This is a genomic window from Microbacterium sp. RD1 (assembly GCF_052220165.1).
GTDB lineage: Bacteria > Actinomycetota > Actinomycetes > Actinomycetales > Microbacteriaceae > Microbacterium.
Window position 1 is genome coordinate 282690 of the sequence record NZ_JBQPOL010000004.1, and the last position, 23322, is coordinate 306011.

The 23322-nt window shown below is 71.1% G+C and carries 20 protein-coding genes; 17 read left to right on the forward strand and 3 right to left on the reverse strand.

Annotation, left to right across the window (positions count from 1 at the left end; translation table 11 throughout):
- Positions 1 to 7: 7 nt before the first annotated feature.
- Together ACTU3I_RS18050 and ACTU3I_RS18055 are read right to left on the reverse strand one after the other, a co-directional pair.
- On the reverse strand, positions 8 to 1273 hold the full coding sequence (locus tag ACTU3I_RS18050; protein ID WP_442927103.1) for a DUF349 domain-containing protein: 1266 nt from the start codon (positions 1271 to 1273) through the stop codon (positions 8 to 10).
- 80 nt (positions 1274 to 1353) lie between these two features.
- A complete protein-coding gene (locus tag ACTU3I_RS18055) occupies positions 1354 to 1656 on the reverse strand; it encodes a dioxygenase (protein ID WP_442927104.1) in 303 nt (100 codons plus the stop codon).
- Positions 1657 to 1762: 106 nt separating this feature from the next.
- On the opposite strand from ACTU3I_RS18055, the gene ACTU3I_RS18060 reads away from it, so the two are divergent.
- From ACTU3I_RS18060 to ACTU3I_RS18110, 11 genes are all read left to right on the forward strand, one after another.
- Positions 1763 to 3097 (forward strand): replication-associated recombination protein A, encoded by a 1335-nt coding sequence (locus ACTU3I_RS18060; protein ID WP_442927105.1) that lies wholly within the window; start codon positions 1763 to 1765, stop codon positions 3095 to 3097.
- Between the two features lie 266 nt (positions 3098 to 3363).
- On the forward strand, positions 3364 to 3993 hold the full coding sequence (gene rpsD, locus ACTU3I_RS18065) for a 30S ribosomal protein S4 (protein ID WP_442927106.1): 630 nt from the start codon (positions 3364 to 3366) through the stop codon (positions 3991 to 3993).
- 184 nt (positions 3994 to 4177) lie between these two features.
- Positions 4178 to 4402: a hypothetical protein gene (locus ACTU3I_RS18070; RefSeq protein ID WP_442927107.1), complete on the forward strand. Its 225-nt coding sequence runs from the start codon at positions 4178 to 4180 to the stop codon at positions 4400 to 4402.
- A 66-nt stretch (positions 4403 to 4468) separates the two neighbouring features.
- Positions 4469 to 7135: an alanine--tRNA ligase gene (gene alaS / locus ACTU3I_RS18075; RefSeq protein WP_442927108.1), complete on the forward strand. Its 2667-nt coding sequence runs from the start codon at positions 4469 to 4471 to the stop codon at positions 7133 to 7135.
- On the forward strand, positions 7132 to 7605 hold the full coding sequence (gene ruvX / locus ACTU3I_RS18080) for a Holliday junction resolvase RuvX (protein ID WP_442927109.1): 474 nt from the start codon (positions 7132 to 7134) through the stop codon (positions 7603 to 7605). Before alaS ends, ruvX begins: the two co-directional genes overlap by 4 nt.
- 1 nt (position 7606) lies before the next feature.
- Positions 7607 to 9181: an endolytic transglycosylase MltG gene (mltG, locus tag ACTU3I_RS18085; RefSeq protein ID WP_442927110.1), complete on the forward strand. Its 1575-nt coding sequence runs from the start codon at positions 7607 to 7609 to the stop codon at positions 9179 to 9181.
- Complete coding sequence (locus ACTU3I_RS18090; RefSeq protein WP_442927111.1) at positions 9175 to 10005, forward strand: shikimate dehydrogenase family protein; 831 nt, start codon at positions 9175 to 9177, stop codon at positions 10003 to 10005. The genes mltG and ACTU3I_RS18090 overlap by 7 nt, the downstream gene beginning before the upstream one ends.
- 35 nt (positions 10006 to 10040) lie before the next feature.
- A complete protein-coding gene (gene aroC, locus ACTU3I_RS18095; protein ID WP_442927112.1) occupies positions 10041 to 11270 on the forward strand; it encodes a chorismate synthase in 1230 nt (409 codons plus the stop codon).
- Entirely contained in the window at positions 11257 to 11787 is a 531-nt protein-coding gene (locus tag ACTU3I_RS18100; protein ID WP_442927113.1) for a shikimate kinase, read from the forward strand. The genes aroC and ACTU3I_RS18100 overlap by 14 nt, the downstream gene beginning before the upstream one ends.
- A complete protein-coding gene (gene aroB, locus ACTU3I_RS18105) occupies positions 11784 to 12857 on the forward strand; it encodes a 3-dehydroquinate synthase (RefSeq protein WP_442927114.1) in 1074 nt (357 codons plus the stop codon). The genes ACTU3I_RS18100 and aroB overlap by 4 nt, the downstream gene beginning before the upstream one ends.
- Positions 12858 to 12914: 57 nt before the next feature.
- Positions 12915 to 15236: an FdhF/YdeP family oxidoreductase gene (locus tag ACTU3I_RS18110; RefSeq protein WP_442927115.1), complete on the forward strand. Its 2322-nt coding sequence runs from the start codon at positions 12915 to 12917 to the stop codon at positions 15234 to 15236.
- 13 nt (positions 15237 to 15249) lie between these two features.
- Here ACTU3I_RS18110 and ACTU3I_RS18115 read toward each other — a convergent pair whose 3' ends face one another.
- Entirely contained in the window at positions 15250 to 16122 is an 873-nt protein-coding gene (locus tag ACTU3I_RS18115) for an NTP transferase domain-containing protein (RefSeq protein WP_442927116.1), read from the reverse strand.
- Between the two features lie 113 nt (positions 16123 to 16235).
- Here ACTU3I_RS18115 and fdhD point away from each other — a divergent pair, with 113 nt between their 5' ends.
- From fdhD to ACTU3I_RS18145, 6 genes are all read left to right on the forward strand, one after another.
- Complete coding sequence (gene fdhD / locus ACTU3I_RS18120; protein ID WP_442927117.1) at positions 16236 to 17093, forward strand: formate dehydrogenase accessory sulfurtransferase FdhD; 858 nt, start codon at positions 16236 to 16238, stop codon at positions 17091 to 17093.
- Positions 17090 to 17548: a type II 3-dehydroquinate dehydratase gene (gene aroQ / locus ACTU3I_RS18125; protein WP_442927118.1), complete on the forward strand. Its 459-nt coding sequence runs from the start codon at positions 17090 to 17092 to the stop codon at positions 17546 to 17548. Before fdhD ends, aroQ begins: the two co-directional genes overlap by 4 nt.
- A gap of 87 nt (positions 17549 to 17635) precedes the next feature.
- Positions 17636 to 18196 (forward strand): elongation factor P, encoded by a 561-nt coding sequence (gene efp / locus ACTU3I_RS18130; protein WP_442927119.1) that lies wholly within the window; start codon positions 17636 to 17638, stop codon positions 18194 to 18196.
- Positions 18197 to 18214: 18 nt separating this feature from the next.
- Complete coding sequence (gene nusB / locus ACTU3I_RS18135; protein WP_442927120.1) at positions 18215 to 18625, forward strand: transcription antitermination factor NusB; 411 nt, start codon at positions 18215 to 18217, stop codon at positions 18623 to 18625.
- Positions 18626 to 18648: 23 nt separating this feature from the next.
- Entirely contained in the window at positions 18649 to 21597 is a 2949-nt protein-coding gene (locus tag ACTU3I_RS18140) for a DEAD/DEAH box helicase (RefSeq protein ID WP_442927121.1), read from the forward strand.
- A gap of 77 nt (positions 21598 to 21674) precedes the next feature.
- Entirely contained in the window at positions 21675 to 23240 is a 1566-nt protein-coding gene (locus ACTU3I_RS18145) for a Rieske 2Fe-2S domain-containing protein (protein WP_442927122.1), read from the forward strand.
- Positions 23241 to 23322 lie beyond the last annotated feature (82 nt).

Sequence of the window (23322 nt, forward strand, 5' to 3'; positions counted from 1 at the left end):
GGGACGGTCAGCCCCCGACGGCGCGGAGCCAGGCTCGGCGCGCTTCGAGGGCCTCGCGGGCCTCGGCCGCGGCCTTCGCGTCACCGCGCGCCTCGGCCTCGCTCACTTCGCTCTCGAGCTTGTCGATCGCGTCGGTGAGCTGACGCGTCATGTCGTTCGCGCGAGCCTTGGTCTCGGGGTTGTTGCGCTTCCAGTCCGTCTCCTCGCGGGTGCGGACGCTCTGCTCGATCTTGCGCAGGTCGTCGTCGAGGCCGCGCTCGACATCCCGCGGGTGGACGCGGCCGATGTCGTCCCAGCGGCGCTGGATCTGCGTCAGGAGCGAGCGTGCGCGCGCGATGTCCCGCTCGTCGACGATCGGCGCGGCTTCGGCCAGCAGGGCGCGCTTGGCCTCGATCTTCTCCCTCGACGCTTCCACGTCGGCGGCCTCGCGCTCGGCGCGGGCACCGTAGAGCGCGTCCCCGGCGGCCTTGAACCGCGCCCACAGGGCGTCGTCGACCTTCTTGCCGGCGCGGCCGGCGGCCTTCCACTGGTCCAGCAGGTCGCGGTAGGCGCCGATCGCATCCTCGCCGCGCGGGGCTAGGGCCTCGGCGCGCTCCACGAGCCGCGTCTTGGCGTCGCGGGCGGCCTTGTGCGTCTGGTCGAGGCCCGCATAGAACTCCCGGCGGTGACGGTCGACGATCGCGCGCGCGTCGCGGAAGCGGCGCCACAGTTGCTGCGAAGCCGCACGCGGAAGGCGGGGTCCGGAGGACTGGTGGGTCTGCCACCGTTCGAACAGCGTCGTCATCTCGACCGACGCCTGCTTCCACTGCACCGTCTCGGGGTCGCGTGCGGCGAGTGCCTCGGCGGCCTCGACGATCGCGGTGCGCTCCCGCACGGCCTCCTCGACGGCCTCCTTCGCGGCAGCGTTCTCCGCCTCGGTCGCCTCTGCGAGGGTCCCGGTCAGCGCGTCGACGCGCTCGCGGAGGTTGGCGAGATCGCCCACCGCCGCCGGATCGGTCAGCCGCTCCCGTACGGTCTTCGCGGCGGAACGCAGGTCGGACGCGGATGCTCCGCCACGTCGGGCGCGCACCTCGAGGAGGGTCACCTCCCCCGCGAGGTCGGAGAACTTGCGCTCGAAGTACGCCAGCGCCTCTTCCGGCGAGCCGTCGGGATACTGGCCCACCACGCGCCACGTGTCGCCCTCGCGGACGGAGACGGTGCCGTCGTCATCGACACGACCCCAGGCGGCATCGGTGTCGCGGGTCGTGTCGGAAGTCTCGGCGTCGGCAGTCACGGATTGCACCTCATCGCGGCTCGGGCCGCCTACGGTTAGGGACTCATCGAGCCTAGTACGTGACGTGCCCGGGCTGCAGGTCAGGGAGCGACGGTCGGCGTCGGTTCGGCGGGCGTCGGCTCGCTCGACGGGGTGGGAACGACCGGGTCGGTGACGGCCGGGGAGGAGCTGGGCGTCGGCTCGGGGGCACCGGGGCCCGTCGCGAAGTACGCCACCTGACCGCCGATCGCGGCGAGCAGGACCAGGCCTCCGCCGATGCCGGCGATCAGGTTGTCCCGCCGGCGACGCCGCGCCTGTGACTCGTGGAGCTGCTGACGAGCCTGGTAGACCCGCGCGCGTTCACGCGCCTCTCTCGCATCCCGCGACTTTCCGCCCGTGGCCACTGCCCCTCCTCCGCCCGTGGAAGCGGGCGCGTGAAATCCTACGCACCCGGCCCGAACCCGGGCAAAACCGCGCCCCGCTGTCGGCGGCCGCGGCTAGCCTTGTCGCGTGACCCCCTCCGCCGCACTCTTCCAGGGGCAGACCCCGCTGGCCGTGCGGATGCGCCCCACCTCACTCGATGAGGTCGCCGGGCAGGGTCACCTCCTGCGGCGCGGATCGCCACTGGTCGCGTTGGCCTCCGACGACACGTCGCAGGCGGGCTCGTCCGTGTCGGTCATCCTGTGGGGGCCGCCCGGCACCGGCAAGACGACGCTCGCGCAGGCGATCGCCCGCTCGTCGGGGCGTCGGTTCGTCGAGCTGTCGGCGATCACGGCCGGAGTGAAGGACGTGCGGGAGGTCATGCAGGAGGCGCTGAACTCCCGTGACCTGTATGGGCAGTCCACGATCCTCTTCCTCGACGAGATCCACCGGTTCACGAAGGCTCAGCAGGATGCGCTGCTGCCGGGGGTCGAGAACGGCTGGGTCGTGCTGATCGCCGCGACGACGGAGAATCCCTCGTTCTCCGTCATCTCCCCGCTGCTGTCCCGCTCGCTCCTCCTGACCCTCAAGCCCCTCGGCGACGACGACCTCGGCCTGCTCGTCGACCGCGCCGTCAGCGACCCCCGGGGGCTGGCCGGCGCGGTCGTCCTCGAGCCGGAGGCGCGAGCGGCGCTCGTGCGGCTGGCCTCGGGAGACGCGCGGCGCGCCCTCACGGCGCTGGAGGCGGCAGCATCCGTCGCCGCCGACGACGCGGAGGAAGACGGCGCGCCGACGATCACCGCGGAGCACATCGCGCAGGCGGTGGACCGAGCGCTGCTGCGCTACGACCGGCAGGGCGACGAGCACTACGACGTCATCAGCGCGTTCATCAAGTCGATCCGCGGGTCCGACGTCGACGCCGCCATGCACTACCTCGCCCGCATGATCGAGGCGGGCGAGGATCCGCGGTTCATCGCGCGACGCCTGGTGATCTCCGCCTCCGAAGACATCGGGCTCGCCGACCCGCAGGCGCTGCAGATCGCCGTCGCCGCCGCGGATGCGGTGGCCTTCATCGGCATGCCGGAGGGCCGCATCCCGCTCGCCGAGGCGACGGCGTACCTCGCGACGACGGCGAAGTCGAACGCCTCGTACAACGCCATCAACGCCGCGATCGCCGACGTGCGCGCGGGCGGGTTCGGCCGGGTTCCCGTGCACCTGCGCGACGCGCACTATCCGGGGGCGAAGCGGCTCGGGCACGGGAAGGGCTACAAGTACGCCCACGACAGCGAGATCGGCATCGTCACCCAGCAGTACCTTCCCGACGAGCTGGTCGGCAAGCGCTACTACGAGCCGACCAGCCACGGCGCGGAGCGCGACGTGGCGGCGCGGCTGGAGAAGATCCGCCGCATCCTTCACGGCGACTGATGTGCCGAGAACAGGCGATCTGCCCACAACAGGACGATCGGCGGCCGACGATCCTGTTGCGGGCGAATCTCCTGTTCTGAGGGAGCGCGGACTCGTCATCGCCCGTCTGATAAGCTTGAGCGGCTTGAAACCGTGTTTTCGGGCATCTCCCTCTTCTGACACAGACCTTCTGGCGTGCCCCGGCGTGCAGTCCAGATCGGGCGAAGAGCGGGGGATACGTCCGCGGGCCGTGAAAGCCACGGCCGCGTCTTCGGAAGGAACACTTCGTGGCAACGAAGTCTCAGGACCGTCGTAAGGTCCGTCTCTCGCGCGCGCTCGGCGTCGCGCTCACCCCCAAGGCAGCCAAGTACCTCGAGAAGCGTCCGTACGCTCCGGGTGAGCACGGCCGCACCAAGCGCAAGCAGGACAGCGACTACGCCGTCCGCCTCCGCGAGAAGCAGCGTCTGCGCGAGCAGTACGGCATCCGCGAGAAGCAGCTGCGCATCGCGTTCAACGAGGCCCGCCGCGTCGACGGCCTGACCGGTGAGAACCTGGTCGAGCTGCTCGAGATGCGTCTGGACGCCCTCGTCCTGCGTTCGGGCCTCGCCCGCACCACCGCCCAGGCGCGCCAGCTCGTGGTGCACCGCCACATCCTCGTCGACGGCCAGCTCGTCGACCGCCCGTCGTTCCGCGTGAAGCCGGGTCAGCTCATCCACGTCAAGCCCAAGAGCGAGGCTCTCGAGCCCTTCCAGGTCGCCGCGCTCGGCGGTCACGCCGAGGTGCTGCCCCCGGTTCCGGGGTACCTCGAGGTCGAGCTCGACAAGCTGCAGGCGCGGCTCGTCCGTCGCCCGAAGCGTGCCGAGGTGCCCGTCACGTGTGACGTGCAGCTCGTCGTCGAGTACTACGCGGCGCGGTAAGCGCCGCGTAGTACCGCGCGAAGCGCCAAGGGTGCTGTGACGCGGCGCGGTAAGCGCGCTTCGCTCGCTCAGACGACACGAAGGGCGTCGGGGATTTCCCCGGCGCCCTTCGGCGTCCCCACGGGCGGTTCGCCTACGATGAAGGGATGCCGCGCCCGCGGCCCCGAGCGGAGGAACGACGATCGTGAAGAGCCTGTTCTGGTTCGTGGTGGGCCTCGCCGGCGGCGCCGTCATCGCCCACTTCGTGAACAAGGACCCGCGCGGCCATGAGGTGCTCGCCCTGGTCGACGCCCGCATCACCGAGTTCACCGATCGCATCGGCGCCGCGTACCGCCAGCAGGAGGCGCGTTTCGCCGACGACGACGCCCCCGCTCCCGCTCCCGCCGCATCCGACCAGACCACCGACTGACTCACCCGCTTCCTCCCTCCCCGGCTCGCCGAGGCGGGAGAACGACGCCTCGCGAAAGACCGCCGCATGAAGACCGCTGAGATCGCCCAGCGCTACCTCGATTTCTTCGAGAAGAACGACCACACCATCGTCCCGTCGGCCTCGCTCGTGACGGACGACCCGTCGCTGCTGTTCACCGTCGCCGGCATGGTGCCGTTCATCCCGTACCTCACCGGCGTGGTGCCGGCGCCGTACCCGCGCGCCGCCGACGTGCAGAAGTGCATCCGCACCAACGACATCGAAGAGGTCGGCCACACGGCACGGCACGGCACGTTCTTCCAGATGCTCGGCAACTGGTCTTTCGGCGACTACTTCAAGGAAGGCGCCATCACCTACGCGTGGGACCTGCTGACATCGTCCGAGTCCGACGGCGGTCTCGGCTTCGCCGAGCGCGACCTGTGGGTGACCGTGTACGAAGACGATGACGAGGCCGCTGCGCTGTGGCAGAAGATCGCCGGCCTTCCCGTCGAGCGCATCCAGCGGCTGGGTCGCGAGGACAACTACTGGTCCACCGGGCAGCCCGGCCCCGCGGGCCCCTGTTCCGAGATCTACTTCGACCGCGGTCCCGCCTACGGGCGCGACGGTGGTCCTGCCGCCGACGACAACCGGTTCACCGAGATCTGGAACCTCGTCTTCATGCAGTACGCGATCAACAACGTGCGCTCGAAGATCGACTTCGACATCATCGGCGAGCTGCCGGCGAAGAACATCGACACCGGCATGGGGCTCGAGCGGGTCGCGTTCATCAAGCAGGGCGTCGACAACATGTACGAGACCGACCAGGTGCGTCCGGTGCTCGACCGGGCCGTCGACCTCTCCGGCCGCAAGTACGGCGCGGTCCACGAGGACGACGTGCGCTTCCGCGTGATCGCCGACCACGTCCGCTCGTCGCTGATGCTCCTCTCCGACGGCGTCACACCGGCCAACGACGGACGCGGATACATCCTCCGCCGCCTGATGCGCCGCAGCATCCGCGCGATGCGCCTGCTGGGCGTGGACGGTCCGACCTTCCCCGAGCTGTTCTCCGCGTCCCGCGACGCCATGAAGGACGCCTACCCGGTCGTGGAGACCGACTGGCAGCGGATCTCGCAGTACGCCTTCGCCGAGGAGGAGACGTTCCTGCGCACCCTCGCGGCGGGATCGACGATCCTCGACCTCGCGGTGGAAGACACCAAGAAGTCGGGAGCGTCGGAGCTGTCGGGCTCCGAGGCGTTCCTGCTGCACGACACCTACGGCTTCCCGATCGACCTCACGCTCGAGATCGCGGAAGAGGCCGGCCTGTCCGTGGACAGGGCGGCATTCGACACGCTCATGACCGAGCAGCGTGACCGCGCGAAGGCGGATGCGAAGTCGCGCAAGCGTGCGATCGCCGACCACAGCGTGTATCGCGAGTTCCGCGCGCTCGGCGAGACGATCTTCACCGGATACACCGACCTCGAGACGCCGTCGCGCGTGCTCGGCCTCCTCGTGGACGGGGTGCCCGTCGACCGCGCCCGCGCGGGTCAGATCGCCGAGGTCATCCTCGCCGAGACCTCGCTGTACGCCGAGTCGGGCGGTCAGGTCGCCGACAAGGGCGTCATCGTGGGTCCAGGGTACGAGCTCGAGGTGCTGGATGTGCAAAAGCCCGTACCGGGCCTCGTGAGCCACACCGTCGAGGTGACCACGGGTGAGGTGGCCGTCGGCGAGCCGGCCACGTCGGTGGTGGATGCGGCGAACCGCCGCGCCGCGCGTCAGGCGCACTCCGCGACGCACCTCGTACACGCGGCACTCCGCGACACTCTGGGAAAGTCGGCCACGCAGTCGGGTTCGCTCAACCGCGCGGGCTATCTGCGCTTCGACTTCTCGTGGGGTCAGGCCCTGTCGCCCGAGACCCGCAGCGAGATCGAGGAGATCGCCAATAACGCCGTCCGCGACAACCTCGAGGTCACCACGCGCGTCCTCGCGCTCGACGAAGCCCGCGATCTCGGCGCCATGGCGCTGTTCGGCGAGAAGTACGGGGACACCGTGCGCATGGTCGACATCGGCGGACCCTGGTCGCGCGAGCTGTGCGCGGGCACCCACGTCGTCTCCAGCGCGGAGATCGGGCTCATCAATCTCGTGGGGGAGACCTCCGTCGGCGCCTCGAACCGCCGCGTCGAGGCGCTGGTGGGCCTGGACGCATTCCGCGATCTCGCCGCCGAGCGCGCGATCGTCTCGCAACTGACGTCGTCGCTGAAGACACCGCGCGACCAGCTGACCGCCCGCATCGCCGAGCTGACGGCGAACCTCAAAGCCGCCGAGAAGCGCATCGCCCAGTACGAGGCGCGTGCGCTGACCGACCGCGCCCCGGAGCTCGCCGGCACCGCGGCATCCGTCGGCCGCCTTCGTGTGGTCGCGCAGTCCGTCGGGAGCGCCTCCTCGGCGGATGACGTGCGCTCCCTCGCGCTGCAGGTGCGCGACCGACTGGGTGACGGGCCGGCGGTCGTCGCGCTCGGCGCGGTCCTGGGCGAGCGGGCGACGGTCGTCATCGCGACGAACGAGGGCGCACGCTCGGCCGGGGCGAAGGCCGGTGTGCTCGCCAGGGCCGCCGCTGCCGCGCTCGGCGGGGGCGGCGGCGGCCGCGACGACGTCGCGCAGGGTGGGGGCACGGATGTCGCCGCCCTTCCGGCAGCGCTCGACGCGGTGTCCGCGGCCCTGGCGTCGGCGGGGGAGTGAGCCTCATCCGTCGCGGCATCCGACTCGGCATCGACGTGGGAAAGGCGCGCGTCGGGGTGGCGCGCAGCGACCCCGACGGCCTTCTCGCCGTGCCGGTGGAGACGGTTCCGCGCTCGGACGCGTCCGTCGCCCGCATCCGGGAGCTCGCGGCGGAATACGAGGCGATCGAGATCGTCGTCGGCCTGCCGACCAACCTCAGCGGCGCCGACACCCCCTCCACCCAGGACGCGCGCGATTTCGCGGCAGCCCTCGCCGACGCATGCGCGGCGCCGGTGCGGCTCGTCGACGAACGGCTGAGCACCGTCACGGCCCACGGGGCGCTGCGCGCGGCTGGGCGGAGCACCCGCCAGTCTCGTAGCATTGTTGATCAAGTCGCCGCCGTCGTCGTCCTTCAGCAGGCCCTCGATGTCGAGAAGCGTTCCGGCAACCCGGCTGGAACCGCGGTACTTCCGGGACAGGAGCCCGCCTGACATGTCCGACAAGCCGTCTCCGTTCGACGATCCGTTCGCGGATCTGTACGGAAAACTGCCGGATCCCCGCCGGTCCGCCGGCGACTCCTCGCCCACGGGACCGACGCCCGCGCCGAGCTCCCGCCGGGAAGCGCGCGCCGCGCGCCAGGAACCGCCCACCCCGGATGCCGCAGGCCCGGATGCACCCGCCGCCGAGACCGCGCGCCAGGAACCGCCCGCCCCGGACGTCGCGCGTCAGGAACCGCCCGCCCCCGAGACCGCGCGCCCGGAGTCACCGGCGCTCCCGCCGCCCGTCGCCGCCCCACGACAGGCGGAGAGCGGTGCCCCGCCGCGGACACGGGGCGCCGCACCGACCGGCGTCACGCCGGAGCGAGCGGGCGGCGGGGAACGGCGCACGGCGGAGCGGTCAGGCGCCGGAGGCACCCTGGAGGACCTCTTCACCGGCGAGCGCACGGCCGAGGAGGTCGGCGCACCGCCGCCGAAGCCCACGCGTCGTCGCCGGAGCGGCGGATGGATCGCGCTCGGCATCGTGCTCGTCCTGATCGGCGGCGTCGTGGGCGGGGGCCTGTGGGCGTGGAACACCTACGGCGAGCGCATCCAGGGCTTCTTCGCCGGGACCAGTGTGGACGACTTCGAGACCGGTGCCGCCCACGGCGAGGCGCAGGTCACCATCGCCGCCGGCGACACCGGGGGTCCCGTCTCGCAGAAGCTGTATGACGCGGGCGTCACGAAGACCCCCACGTCGCTCTACGACTACATGGTGGAGAACTCCGTCGCGTTCACCTTCCAGCCCGGCGTGTACCGACTGCAGCTCGAGATGAGCTCGCCCGCGGTGCTCGAGGCCCTGCGCAACCCCGCGAACAAGCTCGAGAACACCACACAGCTGCGCGAGGGTCTGACCGTCGAGCAGTCGGTCGAGCGCATCTCCGAGCAGATGGGGATGCCGCTGGAAGACCTCCAGGCCGCCGTGGCCGATCCTGCCGCCTACGGCGTCACCGCCTCGACCCTCGAGGGATGGCTGTTCCCCGCGACCTACACGTTCGATCCGGGCGTCACCGCCTCCGACGTGATCTCGACGATGGTCACCCGGACCGTGCAGTCCCTCGACACCGCCGGGGTCCCCGAGGCCGACCGGGAGCGGATCCTCACCATCGCGTCGATCATCCAGCGTGAGGCGAGGTCGGAGGAGGACTTCTACAAGGTGTCGCGCGTCATCGCGAATCGTCTGGAGCCCGGCAACCAGGAGACCTTCGGGCTGCTGCAGATGGACTCCACCGCGCAGTACGGCTACAACGAGATCCACGACGGCACCGCCAGCTCGTCCGCCGAGGCCCTCGCCGACGACAATCCCTGGAACACGTACGTGCACCCGGGTCTGCCGGTCGGACCGATCTCCAACCCCGGAGATCTCGCCATCGATGCCGCGATGCATCCGGCAGACGGCCCGTGGCTCTACTTCGTCACCGTCAATCTCGACACCGGCGAGACCGTCTTCACCTCGACGGCCGCGGAGCACCAACAAGCCGTTGACCAGTGGGTCGACTGGTGCAAAGACCACCCCGACTCCGGATGCTGACCGGCACCCGTCTCGCGGTGTGGGGCGACCCGATCGCCCACAGCCTGTCGCCGCGCCTGCACGCCGCCGCGTACGGCGCCCTCGGGCTCGACTGGACCTACGGCCGGCAGCGGGTCGACGAACCAGGATTCGCCGCCGCGCTGGCGGGGCTCGACGACTCGTGGCGGGGGCTGTCGCTGACGATGCCGCTGAAATCCGTCGCCGCGCAGACCGCGCGGACGCTCGATCGTCCCGCCATCCTCACCGGGGCCGTCAACACCCTGCTTCTCGGCAGCGACACGCTCACGGGGTTCAACACCGACGTCGGCGGGCTCGTCCGCGCGATCCGGGAGCAGGGTATCGACCAGGTCGGGGTCGGCCGAGTCCTCGGCGCCGGCGCCACGGCGACATCGGCGCTCGTGGCGCTGGCGGAGCTGGGCGCGCACCGCGTCGAGGTCGTGGCGCGCCGGCCCGAGCGGGCGGGGGCGCTCACCGACCTCGGCGAGACGCTCGGGGTGCTGGTGGTTCCCGCCCGCTTCGACGACCCCGCGCCCGTCGCGGTCGATGTCACGATCGCGACCCTGCCGGGAGGGACCGACATCGGAGCGTACGGCGAGGGTTTCGCCGCTGCCGGCGGCCTTCTGATCGATGTCGTGTACGGGGACTGGCCGACGCCGTTGGCGACGCAGTGGGAGATCGCGGGGGCCCTCGCCCTCTCGGGCCGCGGGATGCTTCTGCACCAGGCACTCCTGCAGGTGCGGATCTTCGCCGCCGGCCGCGCCGACGCCGAGCTTCCCGACGAGCCGGTCGTCCTCGCCGCCATGCGCGCGTCCCTCGACGCCTGACCGCGCGCCGCCGGCGGGCGTGGGAGACTAGGGCAATGCTCCGCGTGCTCACGGCCGGCGAATCGCACGGCCCCGAACTCGTCGCCATCATGGAGGGTCTTCCCTCCGGTGTGCCGATCTCTCCGGCGGCGATCCGCGCCGACCTGGCCCGCCGCAAGCTGGGCTACGGGCGCGGGTCCCGCATGAAGTTCGAAGAGGATGAGCTCACGCTGTCGTCGGGGGTGCGCCACGGCCTCAGCATCGGAAGCCCCATCGCGCTGCGCATCGGGAACACCGAATGGCCGAAGTGGGTCGAGGTCATGAGCCCCGAGCCCGTGGAACTGACCGAGAAGTCGCGCGGCCGCGGTGCCGCCCTGACCCGGCCGCGCCCAGGCCACGCCGATCTCGTGGGCATGCAGAAGTACGACTTCGACGAGGCTCGCCCCATCCTCGAGCGCGCGAGCGCCCGGGAGACCGCCGCGCGCGTGGCGCTCGGCGCCGTCGCCCGCGCGTTCCTGGGCGAGCTCGGCATCCGCCTCGTCAGCCACACGCTCTCGATAGGAACCGTGCGCGTGCCCGACGGTTCGCCCCTTCCGGCGCCCGACGACGTCGACACCCTCGACGCCGACCCTCTTCGCTGCTTCGATCCGGCCACGAGCGAGCGGATGGTGGCCGAGGTCGACGCCGCCCGCAAGGACGGCGACACCCTCGGCGGCGTCGTCGAGGTGCTCGCCTACGGGCTCCCGCCGGGGCTCGGCTCCCACGTGCAGTGGGATCGACGCCTGGACGGAAAGCTCGCGCAGGCGCTCATGAGCATCCAGGCGATCAAGGGCGTCGAGGTGGGAGACGGATTCGTCACCACCACCCGGCGCGGATCGGAGGCGCATGACGAGCTCTTCGCCACCGATGGCGGCATCGCCCGCGCGACCGACCGAGCCGGCGGCACCGAGGGGGGCATGTCCACCGGTACCGTGCTCCGCCTGCGCGCGGGCATGAAGCCGATCGCCACCGTGCCGCACGCCCTCCGCACGATCGACGTGGCGACCGGCGAGACGGCCTCCGCGCACCATCAGCGTTCCGACGTGTGCGCGGTGCCGGCCGCGGGTGTCGTGGCCGAGGCCATGACCGCGATCGTGCTGGCAGAGGCGGTCTTGGAGAAGTTCGGCGGGGACAGCGTCGGCGAGACCCGGCGCAACCTGCTGTCGTACCTCGACGCGATCGCCGGGACACTGCGAACGGCATCGGAGAGCGACCCGAGTCTCGCCGCATCCGATGGCCTCTCCTGACACGATCGCCCTCGTCGGCCCGATGGGGGCGGGGAAGACCAGCATCGGGCGCCGTGCGGCCAAGCGGCTCCGGGTGCCCTTCACCGACACCGACGCGCTCATCGCCCGCACCCACGGTCCGATCCCGACTCTGTTCGCCACTGTCGGTGAGGAAGGCTTCCGCCGGCTCGAGCGCGACGCGGTCCACGAGGCGTTGAGCACGGGCGGAGTCGTCTCGCTCGGCGGCGGAGCGGTGCTCGACGCCGACACCCGCGCCGAGCTCGCCGGATGCCGCGTGGCGCTGCTCACCGTGTCGCCCAGCGTCATCGCGGGCCGCATCCGAGACGGCTCCCGCCCGCTCCTGGCCTCGGGCGACACCGTCGCGCGCTGGCAGGAGATCTATGCCGCCCGCCGTCCCCTGTACGAAGAGGTCGCCGACGTGACGTTCGACACCTCGTCCGGGCCCCTTCACACCATCGTCGAAGCCGTCGCCGCGTGGGCACGGTCCACCTCCCCTCCCGGATCGAGGAGCGCATGACCACGACCACCATCGCCGTCGCCGGCGACGCCCCGTACGACGTGACGGTGGGGTCGGGCATCCTCGCCGACCTCGGCGACGCGCTTCCCGCCGCGGCCCGCAAGGTGCTGATCATCCATCCGCCGACGCTCGCCGAGCGTGCGGAGAGCCTCCGTCAGCGTCTCCTCGTCGATCGCGACGTGCTGCTGGCCGAGATCCCGGATGCCGAGCAGGGCAAGCGCGTCGAGGTCGCGGCGTTCTGCTGGCAGATCCTCGGGCAGGCCGACTTCACGCGCACGGACGCGGTGATCGGCTTCGGCGGCGGCGCGGTGACCGATCTGGCCGGATTCGTCGCGGCCACCTGGCTGCGCGGCGTCGCGCTCGTGCAGGTGCCGACGACCGTCCTGGGCATGGTGGACGCGGCCGTGGGCGGGAAGACCGGCATCAACACCGCCGAGGGGAAGAACCTCGTGGGCGCGTTCTGGCCGCCCCGCGCGGTGGTGTGCGACCTCGACCTTCTCGCGTCGCTGTCGCCGAACGAGCGCGTCGCCGGCTACGCCGAGGTCGTCAAGGCCGGGTTCATCTGGCACCCCGAGATCCTCGATCTCATCGAGGCCGACCCCATCGCCGCGGTCGACCCCCGCAGCGACGCCTTCCGGCGGACCATGGAACTCGCGATCGACATGAAGGCCCGAGTCGTGGGGGAGGACCTCCGCGAGGCAGGGCTTCGCGAAGTGCTCAACTACGGCCACACGCTCGGGCACGCGATCGAGCACGCCGAGCGCTACCGGTGGCGCCACGGGGCGGCGATCTCGATCGGGATGGTGTTCGCGGCGGAGCTTTCGCGGCTGGCCGGTCGCCTGTCCGACGCTGCCGTGCAGCGGCACCGCGACATCCTCGGAACGCTCGGTCTTCCGGTGACCTACCGCGCCGGCGCGTGGCCGCAGCTCCTGGCCACGATGCAGCGCGACAAGAAGAGCCGCGGCGGGATGCTGCGCTTCATCGTCCTCGATGACATCGCTCGTCCCACCGTCCTGCAGGCGCCGGACGAGTCGCTGCTGTTCGCGGCCTACCAGGAGGTCGCGGGGTAATCGCGGCTCGCTACAGCCTGCCTGCAGGTCATCGCCCCGTGGAATAGGCTCGCGCATATGGCGAAGAAAGCCCCCACGAGGGACATCGACGAGTCAGCCGTCCACGTCTCGGACAAGAAGTCCGTCGCCGTCGGGGTGCCCGCCGTGCTCCACGCCCTGCAGATCTCCGTCGAGCAGATGGGGGTCGCTCGAAGCGCTCGCACCCTCCTGCGCGTCAACCAGAAGGACGGCTTCGACTGCCCCGGGTGCGCGTGGCCCGAGGAGGACAAGCGACACATCGCCGAGTTCTGCGAGAACGGCGCGAAGGCCGTCGCCGAGGAGGCGACGGTGCGGCGCGTGGACCCGGCGTTCTTCGCGGCGCACTCCGTGGCCGAGCTCGCCGAGCACGACGACTGGTGGCTCGGGCAGCAGGGCCGCCTCACGCATCCGATGATCCTCGACGACGGGGCGACGCACTACCGACCGGCTTCGTGGGACGAAGCCCTCGGCGTCGTCGCCGACGCCCTCCGGAGCCTCGACGACCCGAACGAGGCCATCTTCTACACCTCCGGTCGAACCTCGAACGAGGCCGCCTTCCTCTACCAGCTCCTCGTCCGCGGCCTCGGGACCAACAACCTCCCCGACTGCTCCAACATGTGCCACGAGTCCAGCGGCACCGCCCTCGTGGAGACGATCGGCATCGGCAAGGGCACGGTCTCGCTCGACGACATCCACTCCGCCGACCTGCTCATCGTGGCCGGTCAGAACCCGGGAACCAATCACCCGCGGATGCTGTCGGCACTGGAGAAGGCCAAGAACAACGGCGCGCGCATCATCGCCGTGAACCCTCTTCCCGAAGCCGGCCTGCTGCGCTTCCAGAACCCGCAGACGCCGGCCGGTGTGCTGCTGGGCGGCACCCCGATCGCCGACGACTTCGTGCAGATCCGCCTCGGCGGCGACCAGGCGCTGTTCCAGGCGCTCGGGAAGCACCTGCTCGAAGTGGACGAGGCATCCGGGAGCGTGCTCGACACCCCGTTCATCGAGCGGTATACGACCGGCTTCGAGGCGTACCGCGAGGCCATGCGCGGCGTCGAGTGGACGGAGCTCGAGCAGGCCAGCGGCATCCCGGTCGCCGAACTCCACCGCCTCGGTGAGCTGGTGCGCACGTCGTCGTCGACGATCGTCTGCTGGGCGATGGGGCTCACCCAGCATCGACACTCCGTCCCGACGCTCCGAGACGTCGTCAACCTCCTGCTCCTCCAGGGGAATCTCGGCCGCCCCGGGGCGGGACTCTGTCCCGTGCGCGGTCACTCCAACGTGCAGGGCGACCGCACGATGGGGATCTACGAGAAGCCGCACGAGGGATTCCTCGAGGCCCTCGACGCCGAGTTCGACTTCCTCGCGCCCCGCGCCCACGGCTACGACACCGTCGAGGCCATCCGTGCGATGCGCGACGGCCGGGCCCGGGTCTTCATGGCGATGGGCGGCAATTTCGTCAGCGCGGCGCCCGACACCGAGGTCACAGAGGCCGCGCTTCGCACCGTCGACCTCACGGTGCAGGTGTCCACCAAGCTCAATCGCTCGCACGCGGTTCCCGGGCGCTGCGCCGTCATCCTCCCGACCCTGGGGCGCACCGACCGCGACCGCCGGGGCGGCGGTGAGCAGCGGGTGACGGTCGAGGATTCGATGAGCGCTGTGCACGCGTCGCGCGGCCGTCTCGCACCGCCGTCGGACGACCTCCTGTCCGAGCCGGCGATCATCGCCCGGCTGTGCGCGCTGATCTTCGCCGACGTGGCCGATTCGCCCAACGTCCCGGTCGCCGACTGGGCGGCGCTGGAGGAGGACTACCGGCTGATCCGGTCGCACATCTCCCGCGTCGTGCCGGGTTTCGACGGCTTCGAGGAGCGGATCGCGAAGGGACGGACCTTCGTCCTTCCCAACGGCCCGCGCGACGATCGCACGTTCGCCACTCCCGACGGCCTCGCCCACTTCACAGCGAACGCGCTGCAGTACCCGCACATCCCCGAGGGGCGGTTGCTGCTGCAGACGCTCCGGTCGCACGATCAGTACAACACGACGATCTACGGCAAGGACGACCGCTACCGCGGCGTGCACGGCGGGCGTCGCGTCGTCTTCGTGAACGCCGACGACCTCGCCGCACACGGTCTGGCCGAGGGCGATCTCGTCGACCTGGTGTCGGAATGGACCGGCCCCGACGGGCGGGTCGAAGAGCGCCGGGCGCCCCGCTACCGCACCATCGCGTACGACACGCCGCGCGGGAACGCCGCGGCGTACTACCCCGAGACCAACGTCCTCGTCCCGCTCGACTCGGTCGCCGAAGGAAGCGGCACGCCCACCTCGAAGTCGGTCGTGGTGCGACTGGAGCCGGTGCGCGCCTGACGTCCTCCGACGCTCAGCGTTCGTGCCATCCGTCCGCCAACGCGGTGATCTCGCCGATCACCTCGCGCACGCGGTCGGGTGAGCCGCCGGAGCGGCCCGCGACGAGCCCCGCCACGAACGCGCTGAACGGGGCGGCCGGGCGGGCGACGCCGGTGGCGACGTCACGCGCGAGATCCAGGATCAGCGCGACCGGCAGGTCGTCGGGGGAGAGGCCGAAGCGCTCTCGGAGAGCAGCCGCCCACGCGTCGAGCGCCTCGGGCGGCAGTGTGCGATCGGACATGTCGCTCCTTCCGGGGGCGCCGATTCCGGCGCGAGCCTCGCGCAGATGATCCCACGTGTCGATGTCGCCGGTCACGTCCGGCGCGGGGATGCGCGCGAGCGACATCCCGTCCAGGAGAGCGCGCACCGACCCTCCGGCCACGGCGTCGCCGAGCGCCGTCGCACGGCGGCCGACGGCTCGCGTTCGGTAGAGACCGGCAAGCCACTGCGGGGCCCCGGATGCATCCACCAGGACGCCGCCGTCTCCGGGGGCGGCCCGATCCAGCGTCCCGAACAGCGTCGATGCGACCGCGCCGGGCTCTCGCAGGTCGACCGCGAGGATCAGCGTCCACGGCGCGCGGATGCCGGCGATCCCCGCGGCGATGCCCGCCGCGGGGCCGCCGTGCGCCGGCTCCTCGCGCACCCAACGGATGTCGGAGACCTCGGGCCGCGCGGCTCCCGCCACGACGACCTCGGTCACTCCCGCCGCGCGCGCCGCGTGCACCGCGCGTTCCAGGAGCGTCGTGCCCGCGAGCGTGAGAGCGGCCTTGTCGACGCCACCCATCCGGCTCCCGCGTCCTCCCGCGAGGATGAGGGCCGCCGCATCCGCCCCTCCCGCGCCACCCACGCCGCCAGGCTACGCGAGGGGTCGCGACACGCGGTGCACGACCACGGAGGCGCCGCGTGTCGCGACCCCTCGCGCAACGGCGGCTAGCATCGGGGCGAGGCAAGGAGGGCGACATGGGTCGTATCACCGCGCGGAAGCCCGTGCTCACGCTGTCGGTCGAGGGCGGGGAGCGCCGCCGCCCCGACACCCTCGCCGTCGAGGAACCGCTCGAGATCCGCGTCGGCGGCTCGCCCCTCGCCGTGACGATGCGCACGCCGGGCTCCGATGTCGAGCTCGCAGCCGGTTTCCTCGTGTCCGAGGGCGTCGTGCGCGCCGCGGGGGAGTTCGCCGGCGCGATCCACTGCGGCGGCCCCGGCACCGGCGGGGAGGACAACACGTACAACGTGCTCGATGTCACCCTCGCTGCCGGCGTGCGACCGCCCGATCCCGATCTCGCCCGCTCGTTCTACACGACGAGCTCGTGCGGCGTGTGCGGCAAGGCGTCGATCGAGGCGGTGGAGACGGTGTCGGCGTTCGATCCGTCGCTCGACCCCATGACGATCGCCCTGGACGCGCTGGCCGCCCTCCCCGCTCGCCTGCGGGAGGGGCAGGCCGTCTTCGACAAGACGGGGGGACTCCACGCGGCCGCCCTGTTCGACGCCGCGACCGGCGAGCTCCTGGTCCTCCGCGAAGACGTCGGTCGTCACAACGCCGTGGACAAGGTCGTCGGCTGGGCGGTGCTGAACGACCGCCTGCCGCTGACCGGCGTCGTGCTGCAGGTATCGGGCCGCGCGAGCTTCGAGCTCGTGCAGAAGGCGGCGATGGCGGGGATCCCCATGCTCGCGGCGGTGTCGGCGCCCTCGTCGCTGGCCGTCGATCTCGCGGATGCGCGCGGCGTGAGCCTCATCGGCTTCTCGCGCGGCGCGACGCTCAACGTCTACACGCGCGCCGACCGCGTCGTCGCGCACCTCCCCGCGGCGGTCGGCGCATGAGCCCGCCGCGCCGTCTGCTCCTCGTCAACGGGCCGAATCTGAACCTCCTCGGCACTCGCGAACCCGAGATCTACGGCACGGCCACCCTCGCCGACGTCGAGCGCCTCACGGCCGAGGCCGCCGCCGGCCGCGGGTTCGAGGTGCGCGCCGTGCAGAGCAACCACGAGGGTGCCCTCATCGACGCGATCCACGATGCCCGCGAGGACTGCAGCGGCATCGTCATCAACGCCGGCGGATACACCCACACCTCCGTCGCCCTCCGCGATGCGCTCTCTGCCGTCTCCCTCCCGATTGCCGAAGTGCACATCTCCGACCTCTCAGCGCGCGAGCCCTTCCGTCAGCACTCCTACATCGCCGACATCGCCGCGGTGCACGTGGTGGGCGAAGGGGTCGCCGGATACGCGAGGGCCGTGGGCCTTCTTCTCGACGTCATCACCGGCCGCGCCGACGGCTGATCCGCCGCGGGGTGCGACAGCGCATCCCGTAGAATGACTCGTCGGCCGCATCCGGCCCCCTCCCACACGATCGGATCCCTCCTTCCCATGGCTTCCACCGCAGACATCAAGAACGGCGTCGTCCTCAGCATCGACGGACAGCTGTGGAACGTCATCGAGTTCCAGCACGTCAAGCCCGGCAAGGGCGGCGCGTTCGTGCGGACGAAGCTGAAGAACGTCGTGTCGGGCAAGACGGTGGATCGCACGTACAACGCCGGCGCGAAGATCGACATCCAGAACGTCGACCGACGAGACTTCACCTACCTGTACAACGACGGCGACAACTTCGTCTTCATGGACGTCGACGACTACGACCAGCTCAACGTCCCGGCCGCCACCGTCGGCGACGCCGCCAACTTCCTGCTCGAGAACCAGCAGGTGCAGATCGCGCTGCATGACGGCAACCCCCTCTACGTCGAGCTCCCGGCATCCGTGGTCCTGGAGATCACCTACACCGAGCCCGGACTGCAGGGCGATCGTTCGTCGGCGGGCACGAAGCCGGCCACGGTGCAGACCGGCTACGAGATCCAGGTGCCGCTGTTCCTCGAGACCGGCACGAAGGTCAAGGTCGACACCCGCACCGGCGACTACCTCGGCCGCGTCAACTGATCTCGGCGCGTTCGTTCCATGAGTGCCCGTACGAAGGCGCGTAAGCGCGCCCTCGATATCCTCTTCTCCGCCGACGTGCGGGGAGAAGACCTCTCAGCCGCGCTGGCCGCCGAGGCGCAGCGCGCCGCCAGCGAACCGGCCCGGGCCGCATCCTGGCTGTACGCGCGCGAGATCGTCGACGGCGTGATCGACCATCGCGAAATGCTCGACGAACAGATCACGACCTTCTCGAAGGACTGGACTCTGGCCCGGATGCCGGCGGTCGACCGCGCGCTGCTGCGCATCGGCGCGTGGGAGATCCTTTACAACGACGACGTCCCCACGGCGGTCGCGATCGACGAGGCGGTGGAACTGGCGAAGGAGTTCTCCACCGACGACTCCGGCGCCTTCGTCCACGGCGTGCTGGGTCGGATCGCGCGCGCGTCCTGACCTCGGCTCGCGGGGGTGAACACGTGAGCGAGCAGGTCCCTCCGTCGTGGCGAGACCTCGTGCGCCCGGCCGACGCCGCAGAGGTCGCGCCGCTCGCCCTCGCCCTCGAGCTGCGGCAGCGGGCGCCCTACGACCCCGCGCACTGGGGGGCGCGGGCCGTCGAACCCGTCGATCCCCGGATGCTCGCGCGCCGGCAGGACGACCTGTCGCTGGTGGCGCGACCGCTGACGCGGGGTGCCCGCGGCACGTGGATCAAAGGAGATGCCGACTGGGACGACGTGCGCAGGAGCCCGGCGCGCTTCGGCGCCGAGCGCTCACGCTGGTTCGCCGAGTTGGAGGGGCTGCTGCGGGACCGCTCCACGGGCGCCATCTTCCCGACCGGGATCGAGTGGCTGCGCCTGGGTGCGGCGCCGCGGTTGCTGTGGACGCACCTGGCCGACGCCGCCCCCTTGGGCATCCCACTGGTGACGGCACGCGATGACCAGACCGTGCGCCTCGCCGCTGCCGCCGAGGCGGGTGTCGCCGTCGTGCCCGCCCCCGACGGCGCGTTGCGCCTGCGCGCTCGCGTCGTCATCGACGGGGAGGACGTCGACCCCTCGGCGGTGAGGGCCCTCGGGCGCACGGGCGTCTTCGCGTTCACGCTCGGCTCCGCCCCGATCCGGCTCACGCTGGCCCCCGCCGACCTCGACGAGCACGTGGCCGCTCTCCTCGCCAGCCCTGACGGCGTGCTCGTCGCGGCGGCGGAGCGCGGCGATTTCGAGCGGGACGGGCTTCCCGTCCTTCGCCGCCGCACCACGGTCCACGCGGCCGCGGGGCTCGCCCTGCCGACATCCGCACCGCCGACGCTGCGCGTGGGCGTCGTCCATCGTCCCGGGCATACGCTCTCCCTCTCGCTCGTGTGGGTCTACGCCGGGCTCGCGCCGATCGCGTTCGATGCTCCGCCGCACCCCGACCGCGACGTCGACGCCGAGGCGCCCTTGCGCGCCGGTGTGCAGCGCACCTGGTCGGCGGCGACCGAACTGCCCTTCGCGGCGACGGGGACATGGCACGGAGCCGACGCGGCAGAGATCGCCACCGTCGTCGTCCCCGCCCTCGCCGCGGTCGACGGGCTCCGCGTCGAGAGCACGGGCGAGGCCCCGGCCTACCATCGTCTGGCGGGCGCTCCGGAGATCACCGTGCGCACCGTCGAGACAGCCGATCCCGACTGGTTCGACCTCGGCGTGATCGTGCGCATCGACGGCCGATCCATCCCGCTGGCCCCGATGCTGTCGGCGCTGACGCGCGGCCGACGGCGCATGATGCTCGCCGACGGCGCCTACTTCTCGCTGGCCCACCCCGCGCTGAGCAACCTGCGCGACCTGCTCGCCGAGGCCGCCGAGCTGGGAGAGTGGGAGACGGGTGTGCGCATCCGCCGCGCGCAGACGGCGTTGTGGGCGGATTTCGAGGACCTCGCGGATGTCGCCGAGCCCGCTGTCGCGTGGCGGGCCCTCGCCGAGGGACTGCGCAACGTCGAGGCGACCCCGGCCGTCGAGCCTCCCGCCGGCCTCCGGGCACAGCTCCGCCCGTATCAGCGGGCCGGGTTCTCCTGGCTGGCGTTCCTCTGGGCCCACCGGCTCGGCGGGATCCTCGCCGACGACATGGGGCTCGGCAAGACACTGCAGATCCTCGCCCTTCTCGTGCACGCACGCACCGCGGGAGAGCACCGGCCCTTCCTCGTCCTGGCCCCCACCTCGGTCGTCCCCGGGTGGGCGGCAGAGGCGGCGCGGTTCGCTCCGGACCTTGTCGTCCGCACCGTCGACGCGACGAGCCGCAAGCGGGGGCAGGCGCTGACGGAGGCGGTGGCCGGAGCCGACGTCGTCGTGTCCTCCTACGCTCTCCTCCGTCTCGACGAGGCCGAGTTCGCCGGCATCGGCTGGGCCGGCGTCGTGCTGGACGAGGCGCAGTTCGTCAAGAACCCCGCCACGAAGCTCCATCGCGCAGTGCAGGCGCTTCCCCGCGACGTCACCTACGCCGTGACCGGAACGCCGCTGGAGAACAGCCTGACCGACCTCTGGGCCCTGCTGTCGCTGACGGCGCCCGGGCTGCTCCCGTCCGCGCGCCGGTTCCGCGAGGAATACGTCCAACCGATCGAGAAGGGGCGGATCCCCGACGAGGCGGAGGCGGAGAGCTACCGCGCGGCGCGGCTGTCGCGCCTTCGCCGCCGCATCCGCCCTCTGCTGCTGCGTCGGACGAAGGAGCTGGTGACGCCCGACCTGCCGTCCAAGCAGGAGCAGGACCTGCGCATCGAGCTGTCGCCCGCGCACCGGGACCGGTACGACACGGTGCTGCAGCGCGAACGGCAGAAGGTGCTCGGGCTCCTCGACGACCTCGACCGGAACCGGTTCATCGTCTTCCGCTCGCTCACTCTGCTTCGTCTTCTCGCTCTCGCACCGGGGCTCATCGACCCGGATGACGCGCGTCTGGGCTCGAGCAAGCTCGACGCCCTCGTGGACCACCTGCGCGAGCTGACCGCGGAGGGGCACCGAGCCCTCGTCTTCAGCCAGTTCACGTCCTTCCTCTCCCTCGCCGCGGCCCGCCTCGAGGCCGCCGGCATCGGCAGCGCGTACCTGGACGGGTCGACGCGCCGGCGCGGCGATGTCGTGAAGGAGTTCCGCGAGGGCGACGCGCCGGTGTTCCTTATCAGTCTCAAGGCAGGCGGGTTCGGTCTCACGCTCGTCGAGGCCGACTACGTCTTCCTGCTGGACCCCTGGTGGAACCCCGCGGCCGAGGCGCAGGCGGTCGATCGTACGCACCGTATCGGTCAGCATCGCAGCGTCTTCGTGTACCGCCTGGTGGCGGCGGGCACCATCGAGGAGAAGGTGCTCGCGCTGCAGCAGCGCAAGGCGCGCCTGTTCGATGCGGTCATGGACGACGACGCGCTGTTCGCGGGCGACGTGACAGCCGACGACATCCGGGGGCTGCTCGAGGACTGACGCCCTGCGGGTCGTCCACCGGATGCTCAGACGCAGCCCACGTAAGCTGGAGCGGTTCCACACGACAGGGGAGTGACATGCGGATCACGGGTCTCGGCCATGCCGGGATGTTCATCGAAACCGCCGGCGGCAGCATCCTGTGCGACCCGGTGATCGGTCCGACGTTCTTCGGCTCGTGGTTCCCGTTCCCCGACAACCGGGCACTGGAGTGGGAGCGGTTCGGCAAGGCGGACTTCCTGTACGTCTCGCACCGGCACCGCGACCACTTCGACCCCGCCCTCATGCAGAAGTACGTGCCGAAGGACATCCGCGTGCTCCTGCCGGACTACCCGACCGACGATCTGGAGCGGGACCTCCGCGCGCTCGGGTACGAGAACATCATCTACACCCAGGCCGGCGTCCCGCTGGAATTCGGCGACCTGAAGCTCATGGTGACGCCGTTGCGCGCCCCGAGCGACGGACCCATCGGCGACTCGTCGCTGAGCGTGGACGACGGCACCGCCAGCATCCTGAACCAGAACGACTCGCATCCGCTCGACCTCGACAAGCTGCTGAACTTCAGCAAGCCCGAGGCGTACTTCACGCAGGTGTCGGGCGCGATCTGGTGGCCGATGGTCTACGACCTTCCCTCCGAGGCCAAGCAGAATTTCGCCAAGCTCAAGCGCGACGCGCAGAACAAGCGTGCGATGTACTACATCGAGAAGGTCGACGCCGAGCATGTCTTCCCGATGGCGGGGCCGCCGATGTTCCTGCGTCAGGAGCTCTTCCGCTACAACGGATGGGGCGAGCACGATGACGCGATCTTCACCGATCAGCGGCAGTTCCTCGACCACATGGCCGAGATCCGGCCCCAGCAGAAGGGTCACCTCTTCCTGCCGGGGACGCAGGTCGACGTCAACGACGGCGAGCTCACCGTCACCCAGACCCTCTTCACCGATGCCGAGATCGAGCGGATCTTCGGCGACAAGTGGAACTACCTCGCCGAGCAGCGCGACTCCCGGCAGGACGAGATCCGCGCCGAAGAGGCCTCGCGTGCGGCCGTGCTGCCGCCGGCGGAGATGCTGGCGGCGATCAAGGAGTGGTGGGAGCCGCTCCTGCGGCGCGCGCGCACCATCCGCAACGGCGTGGGCGGCAACGTCCGCTTCCGCATCGGCCATCTCGACATGGTCGTGGACTTCCCCAAGGCCAAGGTGCGCGAGTACGCGGGCGAGGACTGCATCTACTGGTACACGATCCCCGCCGACCTCGTCTCCACCAACATCCGCGACGGTGAGGTCGACTGGTCGAACTCCATCTTCCTGTCGATGCAGTTCGAGGTCGGTCGAAGCGGCAAGTTCAACGAATTCCTCACGACCTTCCTCAAGTGTCTGTCGCGGGACCGCATCGAGTACGTCGAGAACTGGTACGCCGAGCAGTCGGACGTCTCCGAAGACGTGCAGCTGGACGCCTGGATCGTGCAGCGACGCTGCCCGCACCTGCGCGCCGATCTGTCCAAGACCGGCAAGATCGAGGACGGCGTGCTCACGTGCAGTCTCCACGACTGGAAATGGGACCTCACGTCGGGGAAGTGCCTGACAACGCAGGGGCACCCCATCCGCTCGTCGCAGGCCCCCGCGCCCGCCGCTGCTTCCCCCGCCGCCTGACGCGCGCCCTGGCCCCGATCCGCGGCCCCGGCGCCGAACCCACGCATGCATGCGTGAACCCACGCTCCGGCGCGGCACGGGC